General features: G+C 73.6%; 14 protein-coding genes. 8 read left to right on the top strand and 6 right to left on the bottom strand.

Annotated elements, in window-relative coordinates; genetic code table 11:
• Positions 1–200 precede the first annotated feature (200 nt).
• Positions 201–2,420 (top strand): MMPL family transporter, encoded by a 2,220-nt coding sequence (locus tag AB0873_RS02040; RefSeq protein WP_366598022.1) that lies wholly within the window; start codon positions 201–203, stop codon positions 2,418–2,420.
• A gap of 46 nt (positions 2,421–2,466) precedes the next feature.
• Here AB0873_RS02040 and AB0873_RS02035 read toward each other — a convergent pair whose 3' ends face one another.
• The gene (locus AB0873_RS02035; protein WP_366598021.1) at positions 2,467–3,309 is read right to left on the bottom strand and encodes an endo alpha-1,4 polygalactosaminidase; all 843 of its coding nucleotides are present in this window, start codon (positions 3,307–3,309) and stop codon (positions 2,467–2,469) included.
• A 157-nt stretch (positions 3,310–3,466) separates the two neighbouring features.
• Entirely contained in the window at positions 3,467–4,810 is a 1,344-nt protein-coding gene (locus AB0873_RS02030; protein ID WP_366598020.1) for a CAP domain-containing protein, read from the bottom strand.
• Between the two features lie 372 nt (positions 4,811–5,182).
• Here AB0873_RS02030 and AB0873_RS02025 point away from each other — a divergent pair, with 372 nt between their 5' ends.
• The 3 genes from AB0873_RS02025 to AB0873_RS02015 all read left to right on the top strand — a co-directional run bounded on the left by AB0873_RS02025 (position 5,183) and on the right by AB0873_RS02015 (position 9,922).
• On the top strand, positions 5,183–5,377 hold the full coding sequence (locus AB0873_RS02025) for a hypothetical protein (RefSeq protein ID WP_130322629.1): 195 nt from the start codon (positions 5,183–5,185) through the stop codon (positions 5,375–5,377).
• 328 nt (positions 5,378–5,705) lie between these two features.
• On the top strand, positions 5,706–9,302 hold the full coding sequence (smc, locus tag AB0873_RS02020; RefSeq protein ID WP_366598019.1) for a chromosome segregation protein SMC: 3,597 nt from the start codon (positions 5,706–5,708) through the stop codon (positions 9,300–9,302).
• Positions 9,299–9,922: an HAD-IA family hydrolase gene (locus AB0873_RS02015; RefSeq protein ID WP_366598018.1), complete on the top strand. Its 624-nt coding sequence runs from the start codon at positions 9,299–9,301 to the stop codon at positions 9,920–9,922. Before smc ends, AB0873_RS02015 begins: the two co-directional genes overlap by 4 nt.
• On the opposite strand, the gene AB0873_RS02010 is transcribed toward AB0873_RS02015, so the two are convergent.
• The 4 genes from AB0873_RS02010 to AB0873_RS01995 all read right to left on the bottom strand — a co-directional run bounded on the left by AB0873_RS02010 (position 9,889) and on the right by AB0873_RS01995 (position 14,551).
• Complete coding sequence (locus AB0873_RS02010) at positions 9,889–11,493, bottom strand: N,N-dimethylformamidase beta subunit family domain-containing protein (protein WP_366598017.1); 1,605 nt, start codon at positions 11,491–11,493, stop codon at positions 9,889–9,891. The two genes, AB0873_RS02015 and AB0873_RS02010, sit on opposite strands and share 34 nt — an antisense overlap.
• 204 nt (positions 11,494–11,697) lie before the next feature.
• Positions 11,698–12,228 (bottom strand): DinB family protein, encoded by a 531-nt coding sequence (locus AB0873_RS02005; protein ID WP_155333632.1) that lies wholly within the window; start codon positions 12,226–12,228, stop codon positions 11,698–11,700.
• Positions 12,229–12,372: 144 nt separating this feature from the next.
• Positions 12,373–12,813 carry a MarR family transcriptional regulator gene (locus AB0873_RS02000; RefSeq protein ID WP_155333631.1) on the bottom strand — a complete coding sequence of 147 codons (441 nt, stop codon included), beginning with the start codon at positions 12,811–12,813 and terminating at the stop codon, positions 12,373–12,375.
• Between the two features lie 25 nt (positions 12,814–12,838).
• Positions 12,839–14,551: an alkaline phosphatase D family protein gene (locus AB0873_RS01995; protein ID WP_366598016.1), complete on the bottom strand. Its 1,713-nt coding sequence runs from the start codon at positions 14,549–14,551 to the stop codon at positions 12,839–12,841.
• Positions 14,552–14,702: 151 nt separating this feature from the next.
• Between AB0873_RS01995 and ftsY the strand changes: the two genes are divergently transcribed.
• From ftsY to AB0873_RS01975, 4 genes are all read left to right on the top strand, one after another.
• Positions 14,703–15,881, top strand: coding sequence for a signal recognition particle-docking protein FtsY (gene ftsY / locus AB0873_RS01990; protein ID WP_155333627.1), 1,179 nt, complete (start codon positions 14,703–14,705; stop codon positions 15,879–15,881).
• 7 nt (positions 15,882–15,888) lie between these two features.
• Positions 15,889–16,752 (top strand): aminoglycoside phosphotransferase family protein, encoded by an 864-nt coding sequence (locus AB0873_RS01985; protein ID WP_196255752.1) that lies wholly within the window; start codon positions 15,889–15,891, stop codon positions 16,750–16,752.
• A 294-nt stretch (positions 16,753–17,046) separates the two neighbouring features.
• Positions 17,047–18,459 carry an ammonium transporter gene (locus tag AB0873_RS01980; protein ID WP_366598015.1) on the top strand — a complete coding sequence of 471 codons (1,413 nt, stop codon included), beginning with the start codon at positions 17,047–17,049 and terminating at the stop codon, positions 18,457–18,459.
• Between the two features lie 25 nt (positions 18,460–18,484).
• Positions 18,485–18,823, top strand: a complete 339-nt coding sequence (locus tag AB0873_RS01975; RefSeq protein ID WP_196255956.1) for a P-II family nitrogen regulator — start codon at positions 18,485–18,487, stop codon at positions 18,821–18,823.
• The last annotated feature ends 8 nt before the right edge of the window (positions 18,824–18,831 follow it).

Below are 18,831 nucleotides of genomic sequence, written 5' to 3'. Positions count from 1 at the left end.
TCTCGGGGCCCGCCCCGGCGTGCCGAGCCGGCCCGTCCGGGATGGACCCGGGGAACCGCCGGCCGGGACGTCCCGGCGCGCCGCCGGTGCCGCTGTGTCGGTTCCGGGGCGGACCGGGGCCGTTCCCCGATGCCTGCACCCCGTCCCATCCCTAGCGTCGACACGGTTGACAGGGGTTTGAGTGACAGGGGGAATCCGGCATGGGGGCGAGACCGGTGACGGTGCGGTTGGCACGGTGGAGTGCCGAACATCCGTGGCGCGCGATCGCGCTGTGGGTGGTGTTCGTGGCGGTGTGCTTCGTCGGGGGAAACGCAGCGGGCCTCAACGAGGCCAAGGAGTCCGACCAGGCGGTCGGCGAGTCGGGCCGGGCGGTCGTCATCGTCTCCGCCGGGGACTTCGACGAGCCGGCGACCGAGAACGTCCTGATCACGGCGCGCGGCGGCACGCTGGACATGACGGCGGCCGAGGCGGCGGCCGACGACGCGGCGGCCCGGCTGCGGGCGGTGCAGGGGGTCGCCTCGATCGGTGAGCCCGTCCCGGCCCGCGACGGCTCGGCGCTGCTGCTGCCGATCACCATGTCCGGCGACCCGGAGACGGCGTCCGACCGGGTGCAGCCGCTGCGCGACGCCACCGCCGGCGTGCAGGAGGCGCATCCGGGGCTGCGGATCGAGCAGGTCGGGGGACCGTCGATCAACAAGGCGCTGGACGACACCCTCGGCGCGGACTTCAAGCGGGCGGAACTGCTCAGCCTGCCGGTCACGCTGGCCATCCTGATCGTCGCGTTCGGGGCGCTGATCGCCGCCGGCGTGCCGGTGCTGCTGGCCCTGTCCTCGGTGGCCGCCGCGCTGGGACTCTCGACCCTGGCGTCCCACCTCGTGCCGGCCACCGACACGACGGCGAGCGTCATCCTGCTGGTCGGCATGGCGGTCGGCGTGGACTACTCGCTGTTCTACGTGCGGCGGGAGCGTGAGGAACGCGCGAAGGGCAGTTCCGGGCTGGACGGCGTCGAGATCGCCGCGGAGACCTCCGGGCACGCGATGGTGGTGTCCGGCTTCGCCGTGATCATCTCGATGGCCGGCCTGCTGCTGGTGAACGACGCCGTCTTCTCGTCGCTCGCGGTCGGCTCGATCCTGGTGGTCGCGGTCGCGGTGATCGGTTCGCTGACCGTGCTGCCGGCGCTGCTGGCCAAGCTGGGCCGCTGGGTGGACCGCCCCCGGGTGCCGCTGCTGTGGCGGCTGACCGCGCCGCGTACCGGACGGCACGGCGCGCCCTCGGCGCCGCGGTTCTGGCCGGCCGTGCTGAAGCCGGCGCTGCGGGCGCCGGTGGCGACGCTGGCCGTCTCCGTCGGGCTGCTGCTCGCCCTCGCCGCCCCCGCGCTCGGCATGAAGCTGCAGTTCCCCGGCATGGAGGACCTGCCCCGCAGCACGCCGGCGATGCAGGCGTACGACCGGCTCACCGCGGCCTTCCCGAGCAACGGCACCAGCCACACCGTCGCGGTCCGGGCGACGGCGGCCGAGGCCGACCGGGTGCGCGCGGCGCTGACCGACCTGGCCGGGCGCGCGTCCGCCGACCCGCTCTTCGCGCCGACCGAGGCGGACGGCCCGAAGATCCGGGTGTCGGCCGACGGGCGGGTGTCCGTGCTGCAGATCGCGACCCCGTACGCCAACCGTGACGAGCGGTCGGCGCAGTCGCTGGAGAAGCTTCGTGCGGACCTGGCGCCGGCCGCCCTCGGCGGGCTCACCGGCGTCGAGTACGCGGTCGGCGGCGACGTCGCCGCCAGCGAGGACTACGAGCAGCACGTCTGGGAGAAGCTGCCGCTGGTCATCGGCTTCGTGCTGGCGCTCACCTTCCTCGTGATGGCCTGGACGTTCCGCTCGGTGGTGGTCGCGCTGAGCTCGATCCTGCTCAACCTGCTGTCGGCCGGTGCCGCGTACGGGTTGCTGGTGGTGGTCTTCCAGGGCACGTGGGCCGAGGACCTGCTCGGCTTCACCTCGATGGGCGCGATCGTCACCTGGCTGCCGCTGTTCCTCTTCGTGGTCCTCTTCGGGCTCTCGATGGACTACCACGTCTTCGTGGTCAGCCGGATCCGTGAGGGCATCCGGGCGGGCATGTCGAACCGGGAGGCGGTGGCGCACGGCATCACCTCCTCGGCGGGCGTGGTGAGCAGCGCGGCGATCGTGATGGTCGGGGTGTTCTCGATCTTCGCCACGCTCAGCACGATCGACTTCAAGCAGCTCGGCATCGGTCTGGCCGCGGCGATCCTGCTGGACGCCACGATCATCCGCGCGGTCGTGCTGCCGGCGTTGATGACCATGCTCGGCGACCGGAACTGGTGGGCCCCGCGCTTCATGCGGGCCCGGTCGGTTCCGGCTCCGATCGACCCGCCGGCGCCCGCGCCGGAGCTGGTCGGCGCACGCTGACCGATCGTCGGGGCCGGGCCGCCGCAGGCGGCCCGGCCCCGGGGCGTCAGCGGGCCGGGCAGGGCTCACGCCAGGCGTCGAGCGTCCGGTCCTTGCGGATGGAGGTGAACCCGTAGCCCACCGTCGTGACGCAGAAGTCCTCGGCCGAGCCGGTGTACTCGACGTGGAAGACCGGCTTGCCGGCCTCCACGAACGGCAGCAGCTTGCCGCACACCCCGAGCCGGACACACTCCTCGTTGACCGCGAAGTCGAAGTCCGGCGCCAGGGCCGCCACCTGCGGCACGGCGTTGACCAGGCCGGGGGACAGGTCGAGCGAGCGGGCCAGCTCGGCCAGCCGGCGGTTGAAGTGCAGCTGGTCGTCGAAGCCGAGCGGAAAGCCGGAGCGCTGCGCGTACGCGTCCGCGTCGACGATCGCGACCGCCCCGAAGCCCTTGCCCCGGCAGAGCCGAAACCGGTCGGCCAGCACCGGCCGCAGGATGTCCCACTGCCGGACGTCCAGCCAGCGGCTCCGGGCACGGCGTCCGGGCGCGCCCTGCACGCTCGCCGGGAACCGGGTCGCGTCCGGGTCGGTGGGCCGGACCGAGCCGACGTGCACCTGGCAGATCAGCCGCCGGTCGCGGGTGCGCAGCTCCGCGGTCTGCGCCGTGGTCGTGGCGACCGGGTCGAGCAGGAAGACGTCCGCGGGCACGTCCGGGTCCAGCGCCCCGCTGAGCTGCCACTGCCACTGCCACCGGCGAGCCGCGTCCGACGGCCAGGTGGTCGCCGCGTCCGGCCGGGCCAGCTCCACGTGGCACGCGTACACCGGGGTCAGGAGCAGCAACGCGACCGTTGCCGGCAGCGCCCGGCGCAGGCCGCGCCGGACGGCGCGCGTCGGCGGCCGGATCCGCATCGGCAGCTCCGCAGGTCGCGGGCGGCCGGTCGCCGCCCGGGCGGGTGCACCACCGCGGCGCACCTCACCCGGTCAAACGAGGACAGCCCGACGACGACTCGCGATCCGGCGCGCGTCGACGCCCCGGCGGTTCGCACCGGGACGTCGACCGTACGACTCAGCGCGGAGCGGCGAAGACCTGGGTCCAGTAGGGACCGTTGCTGCTCGCGATGCCGACGCCGATCTCGGTGAAGGCGCAGTTCAGGATGTTGGCCCGGTGGCCGGGGCTGTTCATCCAGGCGTCCATCACGGCGGCCGGCGTCTTCTGGTTCCAGGCGACGTTCTCGCCGTACGTGCGCCACTCGTAGCCGACCCGGTCGATCCGGTCACCCGGGTCGCTGCCGTCGCTGCCGGTGTGCGACATGTTCTGGTGGTCGGCCTGGTCCTGGCTGTGCCGCTGGGCGGCCGTCATGAGCTTGTCGTCGATGCTCAACGCGCCGCAGCCCGCCTTCGCGCGCTCGGCGTTGGCCAGGTCCACGACCTCACGGGCCTGGGCGCTGACGCCGGTGCCGGTGGACGTCCCGCCGCTGCTGCTCGGGGCCGTGCTGCGCTCGGGGCTCCGGCGCGACGGCGCGGTGGTCCGCGACGGCACGGGCTTCGGCTTGCGGCTCGGCGTGACCGAGGGGGAGGGCTTCGCGGTGGTCGGCGACGCGCTCGGGCTGCCGGTGGGGGCCAGTGCGTCGGCGGGCGTCTCGGCGGTCTCGGGCAGGGCCGGGGCCGCCGCGACGGTGTCGTCCGCCACCGAGGTGGGGGTGGCGTCGTCTCCGCCGGAGAGCGCGACCGCACCGGCGCCCAGGCTGACCACCAGCGTGGCCGCGGCGGCGGCGCCGCCGATCAGCAGTGGACGCCGCAGGCGACGGTGCCCGCCGTCGGCCGGGGACCCGTCGGCTGCGACCGCCGGCAGCGGGCCGGTCGCCTGTTCACCGGCGTACGCCCCGGACGGGGTGGCCGGCCGACCGCCGGTCGGCTCCTCGTGCTGCCAGCCACCGTCGGTCCCGGCGCCGTGCCAGCCGGCCGTGGCCCCGTGCGGCTGCCAGCCCGCGGTGGTTTCCTCGCGGTGCCAGCCCGCGGCGGGCTCCTCGCCCTGCCAGCCGCCCGACGGCTCGTCGCGCCGCCAGGTCGCGGTGGGCTCGCTCCGCCACGTCGCGGGGTCGTCCTGCCGCCAGCCACCCGTGGGCTCCTCGCGCTGCCACGTCGGGGTCGGTTCCCAGCGCTGCGCGGGCTCGTCCCGGTACGCGGGGTCGGCCGGCTGCCAGGGCTGCGCGTCGTGGCGGGCCGGCTCGGGCTGCCAGTGGGCCGTCGGCTGCTCGCGCTGCCACTCGTCCGCCGGTCGGTCCGGGTCGTCGCCGAACAGGTAGGCCGAGCGTGGCTCGGGCCGCTCGGTCAGCCAGGCCGGTTCGTCGGGCGCCGGCTCGGGTCGCCGGGCGCCGTCCGGGTCGATCGGGTCGTTCCAGCCGTACACGCCGGTAGCCTCCACGGGTCGGTTGCGGGCCGGGGTGACGCTACGTGTTGGCCACGACCTGCGGCAACGTGGCTAAGAAAGAGTTAAGGGGAACGGGGACGCCGGGGTAGGGACTTCCGGAGATCCGAGGCGTACAGTAAAGGTGTCCGGACAGAGAGTGTCCGCGCCGTGTGGCAGCCCCCCGACAAGTGGACAGGTCGACGTAGAGATGATCTACGGCCTGCGGGAACTTGACGAAGGAGGGGGTTTCGGCTCAATATATAGGTGTCGCCAGTCGCGCCCGCTCATGCCCAGAATCGCCTGGGTTGACAGCCGCGTACGAATGGGCGCGCGTTGGCCGGCCATTCCGGCAGCGCATATCAAGGAGTCAACATGGCGAAGGCCCTGTACGGCCACGTAGGTGCGGCGCCCGACCGGCGCCTGCTCGACGAGGTCACCCGACTGCGTGCCACGGTTCAGGCACTGGAGTTCGAGATCACGCGGCTGCGTGCCGAGAACGATCGTCTCGCGGCGGCCGCGGCCGAGGCGGACGACCTGCTCCGTATCGCCGAGCCCGCGCTGACCTGACCACCGGGTACGCAAGAACTGAATAGCACCACGCGAAAAGGCGCGCCGACACGAATGTGCCGGCGCGCAGCTCTGTGCGCACCATTCTCGTCCCGCCGGTCGAACCGGTGACCGCGGACGCCGTACCCCGACCGTTCCGGCCGGCACCGCACCTCGTACGGCGGAAAATCGTCGGTTGCGCATCCGGAACGTGAACCGGGCGCGGCCGGCCGGTGCGGCTCCAGGCGGGTCGAGTGCGGGATGGTCACCGGTGGCGGGTTAGTCTGCGGGTTCACCAGGTCCGCGCAGCCGGCGACGGTACGGCGGCCACCGGACGAGGATCGAGAAGGTGCATCTCAAGAGCCTGACGGTCAAGGGCTTCAAGTCCTTCGCCTCCGCGACGACGCTGAAGCTGGAACCGGGCATCACCTGTGTGGTGGGCCCGAACGGGTCCGGCAAGTCCAACGTCGTCGACGCCATCGCCTGGGTCCTCGGTGAGCAGGGCGCGAAGGCGCTGCGCGGCGGCAAGATGGAGGACGTCATCTTCGCCGGCACGGCCGGCCGGGCGCCGCTCGGCCGCGCCGAGGTGACCCTGACCATCGACAACACCGACGGCGCGCTCCCGATCGAGTACACCGAGGTGTCGATCACCCGCCGGATGTTCCGCTCCGGCGAGAGCGAGTACGAGATCAACGGCGACTCCTGCCGCCTGCTCGACATCCAGGAACTACTGAGCGACTCCGGCATCGGCCGGGAGATGCACATCATCGTCGGGCAGGGCCGCCTCGACGGCATGCTGCACGCCAAGCCGGAGGACCGGCGCGCGTTCATCGAGGAGGCCGCGGGCGTCCTCAAGCACCGCAAGCGCAAGGAGAAGGCGCTGCGGAAGCTCGACGCGATGCAGACCAACCTGAACCGGCTCACCGACCTCACCGCCGAGCTGCGCCGCCAGCTCAAGCCGCTCGGCCGCCAGGCCGAGGTGGCCCGCCGCGCCGCGGTGATCCAGGCCAACCTGCGGGACGCGCGCCTCCGGCTGCTCGCCGACGACCTCGCCACGCTGCGCGCGACCCTCGACAAGGAGATCGCCGACGAGACCGCGCTGCGCGAGCGGCGCGAGCAGGTCGAGGCCGAGCACACCGAGGTGCAGGCCCGCCTCGGTGAGCTGGAGGCCGCCCTCGCCGAGGACGCGCCGCTGCTCGCCGCCGCCCAGGACACCTGGTACAAGCTGTCCGCCCTCCAGGAGCGGTTCCGCTCGATCGAGCAGCTCGCCCGTGAGCGGCTACGCCACCTCAGCGCCACGCCGGACGACGAGCGACCCGGCCGCGACCCGGACCAGCTGGAGGCCGAGGCGGAGCGCGTCCGCGAGCAGGAGGAGGAGCTGCGCGCCGCGCTCACCGACGACCAGATCCGGCTGGCCGAGGCGGTGGAGCACCGCCAGGAGCTGGAACGCCAGTTGGCCGCCGCCGAGCGGGAGTTGGTCGCCGCGGCCAAGGCCATCGCCGACCGCCGGGAAGGGCTGGCCCGGTTGACCGGGCAGGTGAACTCCGCCCGGGCGCGGACCGCCACCGCCGGGGAGGAGATCGAACGGCTCGCCGCCGCGCACACCGACGCGCTCGGGCGGGCCGAGCGGGCGCAGGCCGAGCTGGACGCCGTCGCCGAACAGTCCACCGAGGCGGACCGGGACAACGCCGACCTGGACGCCCGGCACGCGGAGGCGGTCGCCGTCCAGGAGAAGGCGCAGGCGACGGTCCGGTCGCTGAGCGACGCCGAGCGGGCCGCCGAGAAGGACGCCGCCACCTGGAAGGCGCGCGAGGAGGCGCTGGCCCTCGGCCTGCGCCGCAAGGACGGTGCCGGCGCGCTGCTGGCCCGCGCGGACGAGGTGCCGGGACTGCTCGGCAGCCTCTCCGGGCTGCTCACCGTCGCGCCCGGCCACGAGGCCGCGCTCGCCGCGGCCCTGGGCGGCCTCGCCGACGCGGTCGCGGTCAGCGGCGTCGACGAGGCCGTCGAGGCGATGCGGATGCTCAAGATCGCCGACGCCGGCCGGGCCGGCCTGCTGGTCGGCAGCGCCGCCGGGCCGGGCATGGCCGGTTCCGCCGACTCGCTGCGCCCGAAGCTGCCGGACGGGGCCCGGTGGGCGCCCGACCTGGTGGAGTGCGCGGCCGAGATCCGGCCGGCCGTGCACCGGGCCCTGCGCGACGTCGTCCTCGTCGACGACCTCGCCGCCGCCGCGGAGGTCGTCGTCGGCAACCCGGAGCTGCGGGCGGTCACGCCGGAGGGCGACGTGCTCGGGGCGTACGCGGCCGCCGGCGGGTCGGCCAAGGCGCCCAGCTTCATCGAGGTGCAGGCCGCCGTCGAGGAGGCCCGGACCAACCGCGCCGCCGCCGAGCGCACCGCCGCCGACCTGCGGGAGCAGCTGGTCGAGGCGCGCGCCGAGGTGGCGGCCGCCAAGGAGGCCGTGCAGCACGCCGCCGCCGCGAAGCGGGAGGCGGAGAGCCACCGCAACGCCGCCGCCCGCAGGCTCGCCGAGCTGGGCGCCGCCGCGCGGTCGGCCAAGGCCGAGACCGAGCGCCTCGGCGAGTCCCGGGCCCGGGCCGAGGCGGCCCGCGAACGGGACCTCGCCGCCCTCGCCGAGCTGGAGGAACGGCTACAGCTGGCCGAGGCCACGCCGATCGACGCCGAACCCTCGACCGAGGAGCGTGACCAGCTCGCCGCCATGGTGCCCCGGGCCCGGCAGAACGAGATGGAGGTGCGCCTCGCCGTGCGTACCGCCGAGGAGCGGGTCTCCTCGATCGCCGGCCGGGCCGACTCGCTGCGCCGGCAGGCGACGGCCGAGCGTGCCGCGCGGGAGCGCGCGGCGGCACGGCGGGCGGCGCGGACCCGCGGCGCCGCGATCGCCCGGGCCGTGGCCGGCGGCGCCCGGGAGGCGCTGACCCGGCTCACCACCTCGATCGCGCAGGCCGAGGAGCACCGCGACGCCGTGGCGCGCGAACGCGCCGCGCGGGAGGCCGAGCTGTCCGAGGTACGCGGGGCCGCCAAGCGCCTCGCCGCGGAGCTGGAGCGGCTCACCAGCCAGGTGCACCGGGACGAGGTCGCCCGTGCCGAGCAGCGGCTGCGCATCGAGCAGTTGGAGGCGAAGGCCGCCGAGGACTTCGGGCTGGACGTGGCGACGCTGGTCGCCGAGTACGGCCCGAACCAGCCGGTCCCGCCGACCGACGCCGACGTGGCGGCGGCCGAACGCGACGGCGTGCCGGTTCCCGAGCCGGTCCCGTACGAGCGGGCGGTGCAGGAGAAGCGGGCCGCCAAGGCGGAACGGGAGCTGGCCCTGCTCGGCAAGGTCAACCCGCTCGCGCTGGAGGAGTTCGCGGCCCTGGAGGAGCGGTACAAGTTCCTCTCCGAGCAGCTGGAGGACCTGAAGGCCACCCGGCGTGATCTGCTCACCGTGGTCAAGGACGTGGACGACCGGATCCTGGAGGTCTTCGCGAGCGCGTTCGCCGACACCGCCCGGGAGTTCGAGCAGGTCTTCGGCGTGCTGTTCCCCGGCGGCGAGGGGCGGCTCGTGCTCACCGACCCGGACGACCTGCTCACCACCGGCGTCGAGGTGGAGGCCCGGCCGCCGGGCAAGAAGATCAAGCGGTTGTCCCTGCTCTCCGGTGGCGAGCGGTCGCTGACGGCCGTGGCGATGCTGGTGGCGATCTTCCGCGCCCGGCCCAGCCCGTTCTACATCATGGACGAGGTGGAGGCGGCGCTCGACGATGTGAACCTGGGGCGGCTGATCACGCTGCTGGCGCAGCTGCGGGAGAAGAGCCAGCTGATCGTCATCACGCACCAGAAGCGGACGATGGAGGTCGCCGACGCCCTCTACGGCGTGACCATGCGCAACGGGGTCACCCAGGTGATCAGCCAACGGCTCAACCGGGCCGACGACGGGCAGGAGAACAACGAGTGAGTCGGGAACGCGCCACGGCGCTCCTGGTGGACTTCGACGGCGTGCTGCGCCGCTGGGACCCGGCGGTGGCCGCCGGCGTCGAGCGCGAGTACGGGCTCACCGAAGGTGTGCTCGGCGAGATCGCCATGTCGTGGGGTCTGCTCCAGCCGGTGCTGACCGGCAAGGTCGGCCACGCCGACTGGATGGCCAGCGTGGCCGACGCGCTGACCCCCTCGGTGGGCGCGGAGCGGGCGCGCGCGGCCGTCGACGACTGGCAGCGCTACCGGGGCGAGGTCGACCCGGACGTGCTGGCGTTCGTCCGGGAGGTCCGGGCGGCCGGCGTACGGGTCGGGCTCGGCACCAACGCCACCGACGTGCTCGACGCCGACCTCGCCGCCCTCGGGCTCACCGACGAGCTGGACGTGGTGGTCAACTCGTCGGTCGCCGGGGTGCACAAGCCGGCGAAGGAGTTCTTCCAGGTGGCCTGCGACGCCCTGGAGACCCCGCCGTCCCGGGTGCTGTTCGTCGACGACGAGGTCCGGGCGGTCGCCGGTGCCCGGGTCGCCGGGCTGTCGGCGCACCGCTGGAGCGGCCCCGGCGACCTGCGCTACCTGCGCGCGGCCCTGGCCACGACCGGCTGATCCGCTCCGGCGGGGTCCCCACCGAGCACCTGGCGGAGCAGGTTGCGGGTCGCCCGGTCCATCCGGGGGTCGGCGAGCGCCGGGTCGTGCAGCGTCCGGGTCCAGCCGAGGGAGCCGGCCGCGAACACCCAGGCGCCCGAGGGCGCCCGGTACAGCCGGGTGTGCTGCCGCACGGTCTTCCCCTTACGGGTGAACGGAGAATCCGCGAGCTGGACCTCCTCGACCAGCTGCGGGCCGGCCGTGTCGGACATCCACTGGTCGGCCTCCCCCCAGACCACGCCGGGGATGCGGTCGCCGTCGCGTACGCCGGTGCCGGCCCAGAACCAGTGCCCGCTGGCGCCCACGACCAGCGGCGCGCGGCCGTCCACGACGCTGACGTACTGGCTGCCGATCAGCTGCTGCTCGGGGCTGGTGGTGGCCCGCCACTTGGGGGTCACCGGGACGACGCCCTTGCGCGGCGTGTCCACCTTGTCGCACCAGACCTGTCGCTCGTCACGGTCGCCGCCGCCGAAGCGGATCCGCCAGTAGCAGTTGTTGGCGCCGAGGAAGACCAGGCTGGTGCCGCCGTTGCGGGCGGTGACGACCGCCGACCGCATCCGGGTCGACCAGTACTCGTCGTGCCCGGGGAAGATCACCGCCCGGTGGCGTCCCGGCTCGATCCGGCCGGTGTGCAGGTCCTCGCTGGTGGCGTACGCCAGGTCGAGTCCCTGCGCCTCGGCCCACTGGACGAAGCCGATGTCGTCGGCGACCAGGTTGGGCAGGCCGCTCCCGGCGTACGGCCGGTCGTGGCTGACCGCCCGGGACCGACCTGCCACCGCGCGTTTGCCCGCGTCGTCGAAGCCGTAGTAGAGACTCGCGCCGGTACGCCCGTCCATGGGCCACTGGTTGTACGCCTGGTAGGTGCTGGTCGGGATGACCACCAGGCCGGCGGCGGTGCGGGACGGATCACGCACCACGAACGGAACCCAGTGGTGGTGACCGTCGGCGGTGCTCAGCAGGGCGAGGTACAGCCCGCTCGTCCAGTCCGCCCCGATCCGCAGCCGCCATCTCGGTGACCAGGCACAGGAAACCGCTCCGGTCTCCGGTGACACCGCGGGGGCGGGCTGGGTCGTCCCGTCCAGCCAGGGCCCCTGGACGACCATCCGGGCCCCCGCACCGCCGTAGTGCCCGATGCGGAAGACCGTCGCGCGGTACCGCTGGGCCGGGGCCACGGAGACCCGGAGGACCAACTCCTCGCCCGGGGCGACGCTCGTCGCAGAGGCGTACCCGGCGATCTCGCCGGACCGGTCGGTGGCGAACCGGTGACCGGACAGGCTGAACCCGGCGGCGCCCGGCCGGGTGTTCTCGATGGCCACCGGGGACCGGCCGAGCGGCCGGGGCGACACGTCCGGACCGCTCCCGGCCGCGACCGGATCACCCGAATAGTGCGGGTCGGCGAGACCCGCCGACGCCCGGCGACCGCCCGGCCGCCATCCGATTCCCCACAGGGCGGCGGCGCCCGACGCGCCCACCGCACCGATCAGTCCCAGCGTCCTTCTCCGGGTAGGCGTCGCGCGTCCACCGTCGACCATCGTCAGCTCCCGCCGTGGCGGCCCCCGTGTCCCCCGCCGCGCCCGCAGGCGTCGGTCGGCGTGAACGGGATCGGCCACGCCCCGTCCAGTCATATGACGGAGAGGATGATCAAGGGGTTGCTCCCGGTCGCGAAAGCGGCGACTCGGCGCACGTGATCGATCCGTTCGCCGGGCAGCGCCGACGGCCGGGGGAGGTGGCGCAGGTCAGTCGCCGGTGGCGCCGTCGACGCGTTCCCGGATCAGGTCGGCGTGGCCGTTGTGCCGGGCGTACTCCTCGATCATGTGGACGTAGACCCAGCGCAGGCTGACCTCGGGCGAGCTGCCGTCGCGGCGACGCAGCGTGAACGTCTCGTCGAGGTCGTGCCCGGCGGCTGCCGCGTCGGCGGCCTCGGTCTCGGCCCGGAACGCGGCGAGGTCGGCCTCCGGGTCGGCGGTGCCGACCGTGGTGAACTCGGCGTCCGGGTCGGCCGCCCAGTCGTACAACTCGGGCAGGTCCTCCCCGGCGAAGCGTTGCCGGAACCACGCCCGCTCCACGACGGTCATGTGGCGGACCAGGCCGATCAGGGTCAGGGTGGACGGCTCGACGCTCGCCGTCCGGAGCTGCTCGGCGGTCAGCCCGGCGCACTTGTGCAGCAGCGTGTCGCGGTGGTAGTTGAGCCAGCCCTCCAGCATGGTGCGTTCGTCACCGAGGTAGGGCTCGTGCCGGCGGTCGATCTCGGGTGCTCTCCAGGTCATGCCGGCCATCCTCGCGTCCGGGTGCGACACGCGGCGACCCGATTACCGCCGCGCGGTCCCCACGACGACCGGCCCGCGGCCGGCCGTACCAGGCGGGTGCGGCGACACCGGGGTCGGCGGCCCGACGTTCCGGTCACGGGCGGATCAGAAGTACGTCTCGTTGAAGCGGTGGAGCAGGCGGGCGAAGGTCTCCACGTCCTGCCCGGACCAGGTGCTCAGCGTCTCGCGGAACCGTTCCAGCCGGGCCGCCGAGGCCGTGTCGAAGCGCCGCTGCCCCTCCTCGGTGAGGCTGAGCTGGGAAGCGCGCCGGTCGGTCGGGTCCGGGTCGCGCCGGACCAGCCCGATGGTCTCCAGCCCGTTGATCTGCCGGCTGAGGGTGCCCTTGCCGATCCCGAGCCGCCCCGCCAGGTCGGTGAGCCGGATCGAGCCGGACCGGCGCAGCCACAGCAGCAGCCCGTACGCGTTCGGCTCCAGGTTGGGGTGCACCTCCCGGGCGATGTCCCAGGACACCCCGCGGCTGCGGCGCAGGAACGCGGTCAGCTCGTGCTCGACCGCCCGTACGGTCTCCGGGGGGTGCTCGTCCACGGAGATAGAGCGTACGGCGGTCGCCTCACCGGTCACCGGTCAGGCGGTGGTGCATCACCGGGCGCAGGTGGCCGTCGCTGGTGGTGCCCTCGATGGTCACCTGGGCCGTGCGGCCGTCGTGCTCGAGGGTGGCCACCGCGTTGCCGAAGTACGGGCCGGCCAGCTTCTTCCAGCGCACCGACGGGCGGCGCACCCCGGCGGTCCGGGCCAGGGCCCGGGTGGCCCCGGACGGGCCCGGCGACCAGCCGAGCCGCATCAGCGGGCGCAACCCCGCCGGCACCTGGTTGTGGATGGGGGAGCAGGTGAGCTGGTGGACCGGGGTGACCACGTCCGGGTCGTCGAAGCGGGCCCGGGCCACGTACGAGTGGTGCACGTCCCCGCCGAGCACGCTGATCGAGGCCGGCGGCGCGTACGCGGGCCCGGCGCCCACCCGGGCACCGGGCTCGGCCGGCGTGCCGCTGCCGATCCGGGCGAACAGCGCGCCGAGCGCCTCGAACGACCGGCGGAACGCCGCCCAGTGCTCCAGGTCGAGGCCGCGGCGCAGCTTCTCGGCGAAGGCCGCGACCCAGCCTCGGCGGGAGTCGGCGAGCTTCTCGTTCCACGCCTCCACGTGGTGGATGCCCGGGGGGAGCAGCCAGGGCAGCGAGGCCCCCACCACCAGGTGGTCGTACGTGCCGTGGGCCTGGTCGACGAACCACGACCACTCGCCCGGCGGCAGCATCGCCCGCTGGCCCCGGTCCAGCACCCGGCTGCACCGGTTGTCGAGCATGACCAGCCGCGTCCGCCCCAGGTCCAGCGCGTAGCTCCACTGGTACTGCGCGGCCCGCCACCGCTCGGTGTCGTGTGCGAGATCGGACTCCTGGTCGACCCGGTGACCGAACTCGCGCAGCACGCCGGTGGCGTCCTCGGCGGCGGTCACCTTCGCGTACACCGGGTCGGCGGCGATCTCGTCCGGGGACAGGTTGCCGAGGTGCTGATAGACCCAGTACGACGCCAGCCCGCTGCCGATCCGCTCCGCCCACCACGGCTGGGCGCGGGCGTCGGCCCGCCAGGCGGCCGACGTGTTCCAGTCGTCGATGATCTCGTGGTCGTCGAAGACCATCACGCTGGGCACGGTCGAGAGGAGCCAGCGGATCTCCGGGTCGCGCCACGACTCCAGGTAGAGCTTCGTGTACTCGTCGAAGCTCACCACCTGGTCGGCCGGCGCGCCCTTCGGCCGCCGGCGGCGCCGCTTGAGCAGCCGCTTCACCGTCGGCGAGGTCTCGTCCGCGTACACCTGGTCGCCGAGAAGCACCAGCAGGTCCGGCAGGGCCGCCGGGTCGAAGTCGGCCGCCAGCCGGCGGGCGTACGCGTCGAGCGCGTCCGGTGGCAGCCGCCGCGCGGTGGCGTGCTGCGTGGTCTCCCGGCAGGAGCCGAAGAGCAGGCGGACCGGCTGGTCGTGGTCGTCGGCGGGGCGGGTGCGGATCACGCTGGGCGGGAACTGGCCGCGCGGCTCCGGCCAGGCGACCTCGCCGTCGATCAGCACCTCGTAGGTGGTCGCGGCGGCCGGCGTGAGACCGGACACCACGACGAGCGCGTAGTGGTGGTCGTACGCCGAGAAGGTGGGTGCCGTGCCGGTGGCGCCGTCGGCCGTGCGGACGGTGACCACCGCGGGCCCGCTGGTCTCCACCCAGATCGTGGCCCGCGTGTCGACGACCCGCCGCAGCAGCGGACCGACGAGCAGATGTGCGGCGGGCATGGCGGACCTCCGAGGTGAGCGAGCTTCATCCTTTACTACCCGGCCGGCGGTCGCACCACTGCTGGCTGCCACCGAGCGTACCGCCGGATCCGAGCGCGCCGGAGGGTGCGGTGGTGAAGACGCCGTGGCCGTCGTCTGACAGGATTTCGGCATGACGGAATACGTCCTCATCGCACTCGCTCTGCTCGGCGTGCTGATCCTCGGTGCCCTCGGGCTGGTGGTGCCGAAGCTGCGCCGGCGCCCCGAGCCGCCGCTGCCGAGAGAGGTCGAGACCCGCGCCGAGGAGGATCTCGCCGGGCCGCCCGTCATGGCGCCGGAGGCGGAGGTGTCCACCGGCATCCTGGTCGAGCCGCCGGTGATCGAGGCGCCCCCGCTGGAGGTGCCCGAGCCGACCGCCGGCCGGCTGGTCCGGCTGCGGTCCCGGCTGTCCCGCTCGCAGAACGTCTTCGGCAAGGGGCTGCTCGGCCTGCTCAGCCGCGACCGCCTCGACGAGGACACCTGGGAGGAGATCGAGGACAGCCTGATCACCGCGGACGTCGGCATCGACGCCACCCGGGACATCGTCGACCGGCTGCGGGAGCGCACCCGGGTCCTCGGCACCCGGTCCGCCGGCGAGCTGCGGGCGTTGCTCGCCGCCGAGCTGGTGAACGCCCTGGACCCGGGCCTGGACCGGTCCCTGAACACCGCGCCGAAGGACGGGGTGCCCGCCGTGTTGCTGGTCGTCGGCGTCAACGGCGCCGGCAAGACCACCACCTGCGGCAAGATCGCCCGGGTCCTGGTGGCGGACGGTCGCAGCGTGATCCTCGGCGCGGCGGACACGTTCCGCGCCGCCGCCGCCGACCAGCTGGAGACCTGGGCCGGGCGGGTGGGCGCCGAGACGGTCCGCGGCCCGGAGGGGGCCGACCCGGCCAGCGTGGCCTTCGACGCGGTCAAGCGCGGCATCGAGACCGGCGTGGACACCGTGCTGATCGACACCGCCGGCCGCCTGCAGAACAAGGTCGGCCTGATGGACGAGCTGGGCAAGGTCAAGCGGGTGGTGGAGAAGCACGGCCCGATCGACGAGACGTTGCTGATCCTCGACGCCACCACCGGGCAGAACGGGCTGGAGCAGGCGCGGGTCTTCACCGAGGCGGTCAACGTGACGGGTGTCGCGCTGACCAAGCTCGACGGCACCGCCAAGGGCGGCATCGTGATCGCCGTGCAGCGCAAGCTGGGCATCCCGGTGAAGCTGGTCGGGCTGGGCGAGGGCAAGGACGACCTGGCGCCGTTCGACGCCGTGCAGTTCGTCGACGCGTTGCTGGGCACCGAGGCCCCCGGACGGGACGCGTAATCTCGCAGTGACGACCGACGATCGCGCCTACGTCGGGTGGCGCGACCCCGACCACCCGGCGCCCCGCCTCGGGAGACCGTACGTGACTTCGCAGGAGATCCCGCTGCACGGCGGGAACGTCAGCACCGTGGTCCGGGTCGGGGACACGGTGCGGCGCAACGCCGGCCCGTGGACCCCCTCGGTGCACGCTCTGCTGCGGCACCTGGAGTACGTGGGCTTCACCGGTGCCCCCCGCGCGCTCGGCATGGACGAGCGCAACCGGGAGGTGCTGTCGTACCTGGAGGGGGAGTGCGGGGAGTACCCGCTGGCCCCGCACTGGGTCACCGACGAGGCGCTGGTGACGGTGGCGACGATGCTGCGCATGTTCCACGACGCGCAGTACGGCTTCGTGCCCCCGCAGGGGGCGGTGTGGCGTTCGTTCGGGCCCCCGCCGCCGGACACCGAGGTGATCTGCCACCACGACGCCGCCCCGCACAACGTCATCTGGCGTCCGGACGGCACCCTCGGGCTGATCGACTTCGACCTCGCCTCGCCCGGCGCGCGCATCTACGACGTGGCGTACGCGGCGTGGACCTGGGTGCCGATCTTCTCCGACCGCGACTCGATCACCCTCGGGTGGCGGCGCCCCGACCGGCCGCGCCGCCTGCGGCTCTTCGCCGACGCGTACGGGCTCATCCCGCGTGACCGGCACCGGCTGATCCGCACCATCCGGAAGCGGATCGTCGACCACGTGGAGGGGATCCGGCGGATGGCGGCCGCCGGGGAGCCGGCGTTCGTGCGGATCGTGCACAAGGGGCACCTGCGCCGGCCGATGCGGGACCTGCGGCTGCTCGACTACGAGCGGCAGGCCCTGGAGGCGGCCCTGCACTAGGAAACCGGGCATTCCGGGCGGTAGCCGGACCCGCTCGCGGGCCCGGCGCTCGTGGGCACCGTTCCGGTCCGGGCGTGCGGTCACCCGGGTCCGGACCCGCAAGCATCTCGCCCCCCGACCCGGGCCGGGGGTTGTGCGCGTTTCTTCACACGTCCGAAACAAGCCGTCACCGTCCGGAAATCGGCGGGTGACGCTGAAGGAAACAGGGAGCGGCAAGGCTTCCGCGCAACCGGTGGACGGGCGACGCTGCCCCGCACGCCGTGAAGGAGGGAACTTCACCTTTAGGAGGCCAGCGTGCCTGAAGCACCGACGATCGATGGCGCCAACACCACGTGGCTGCTGGTTTCGACGGCGCTCGTGCTGCTCATGACTCCCGGCCTGGCGCTGTTCTACGGCGGCCTCAACCGGGCCAAGGGCGTTTTGAACATGATGATGATGAGCTTCTCCGCGATCGGGCTCATCTCCGTTCTGTGGTGGTTCTACGGTTTCAGCATCGCCTTCGGTAGCGATGTCAACGGGTTCTGGGGCGACCCGACCGCGTACCTCGGCACCAAGACGTTCCTCGCCGAGACCGACCTCTGGGGCGCGACGGCGGAGAACCCCAGCGGCATCGGCGTGCCGCTGTACGTCTTCATGGCGTTCCAGATGGTCTTCGCGGTGATCACCGTGGCGCTCATCAGCGGCGCCATCTCCGACCGGGCCAAGTTCGGCGGCTGGCTGCTGTTCGCGTTCGGCTGGGCGACGCTGGTCTACTTCCCGGTGGCCCACTGGGTGTGGGGCGGCGGCATCATCGGCGGTGACATCCACGCGCTGGACTTCGCCGGCGGCACCGCCGTGCACATCAACGCCGGCGCCGCCGCGCTGGCCGTCGCGCTGGTCCTCGGCAAGCGGCTGGGCTGGCCGCGCGAGGGCATGAAGCCGCACAACATCCCGCTGGTCGCGCTCGGCGCCGGCCTGCTCTGGTTCGGCTGGTTCGGGTTCAACGCGGGCTCCGAGTTGACCGTCGACTCGGTGGCCGGCCTCGCCTTCATCAACACCCAGCTCGCCACCGCGGCCGCGGTCCTCGGCTGGATCGTGGTCGAGTGGATCAAGGACAGGAAGCCGACCATGGTCGGCGCCTCCTCCGGCGCGATCGCCGGTCTGGTCGCGATCACCCCGGCCTGTGGCTTCATCGCCCCCTGGGCGGCGGTCCTGCTCGGCCTCGTGGCCGGCGCGGTCTGCGCCCTGGCGGTCAGCCTCAAGTACAAGCTCGGCTACGACGACTCGCTCGACGTGGTGGGTGTGCACTTCGTCGGTGGCTGGATCGGCTCGCTCTGGCTCGGCCTCTTCGCCACCAACTCGGTCAACGCCGCGATCACCGACGTGGTGGGCGCCTCCGACGGCCTCTTCTACGGCGGCGGGGTGACCCAGCTCGGCCGGCAGGCCCTGGCGGGCCTGATCGTCACCGCCTGGTCGTTCGCCGTGGCCTGGGTGCTCGCCTTCGCGATCGAGAAGACCATGGGCTTCCGGGTCGGCGCCGAGGCCGAGGTCCAGGGCGTGGACATCACCGAGCACGCGGAGAGCGGCTACGACCTGTCGCCCGCCGGTGGCGGCAGCGGAGGCGCGTTCGCGATGGCCGGCCTGTCCGGCGGGAAGCCGGCGGCGGAGACCGCCGCGCCCAGCACCGAGCCGGCCACCGAGCCGGTCAACGAGAAGGTCGCCGGTTAACGTTCCTGGGATGGAGGGGTTGGACATGAAGCTGGTGACCGCGGTCATCAAGCCGTACCAGCTGGACGCGGTGAAGGAGGCCCTGCACGCCCTGGGCGTGGCCGGCCTGACCGTCAGCGAGGTCCAGGGCTACGGCCGGCAGAAGGGGCACACCGAGGTCTACCGGGGTGCCGAGTACACGGTCGAGTTCCTGCCGAAGATCAAGGTCGAGGTGCTCACCGACGAGATCGACGTCGAGAAGATCGTCGACGCGATCGTGGCCGCCGCCCGGACCGGCAAGATCGGCGACGGCAAGGTGTGGGTCACCGCGGTCGAGGAGGTCGTCCGGGTCCGCACCGGCGAGCGCGGCCTCGACGCCCTGTAGGAGACACC

The organism is Micromonospora sp. NPDC047707 (genome assembly GCF_040704235.1).
Taxonomy (GTDB): domain Bacteria; phylum Actinomycetota; class Actinomycetes; order Mycobacteriales; family Micromonosporaceae; genus Micromonospora.
This window is presented reverse-complemented; position numbering and strand designations above follow the sequence as displayed.

Excerpts from the sequence above, each read along its gene's own strand:
- AB0873_RS02040 (WP_366598022.1), top strand. The coding sequence starts at position 201 with ATGGGGGCGAGACCGGTGACGGTGCGGTTGGCACGGTGGAGTGCCGAA.
- AB0873_RS02035 (WP_366598021.1), bottom strand. The coding sequence starts at position 3,309 with ATGCGGATCCGGCCGCCGACGCGCGCCGTCCGGCGCGGCCTGCGCCGG.
- AB0873_RS02025 (WP_130322629.1), top strand. The coding sequence starts at position 5,183 with ATGGCGAAGGCCCTGTACGGCCACGTAGGTGCGGCGCCCGACCGGCGC.
- AB0873_RS02010 (WP_366598017.1), bottom strand. The coding sequence starts at position 11,493 with ATGGTCGACGGTGGACGCGCGACGCCTACCCGGAGAAGGACGCTGGGA.
- AB0873_RS02005 (WP_155333632.1), bottom strand. The coding sequence starts at position 12,228 with ATGACCTGGAGAGCACCCGAGATCGACCGCCGGCACGAGCCCTACCTC.
- AB0873_RS01995 (WP_366598016.1), bottom strand. The coding sequence starts at position 14,551 with ATGCCCGCCGCACATCTGCTCGTCGGTCCGCTGCTGCGGCGGGTCGTC.
- ftsY (WP_155333627.1), top strand. The coding sequence starts at position 14,703 with ATGACGGAATACGTCCTCATCGCACTCGCTCTGCTCGGCGTGCTGATC.
- AB0873_RS01975 (WP_196255956.1), top strand. The coding sequence starts at position 18,485 with ATGAAGCTGGTGACCGCGGTCATCAAGCCGTACCAGCTGGACGCGGTG.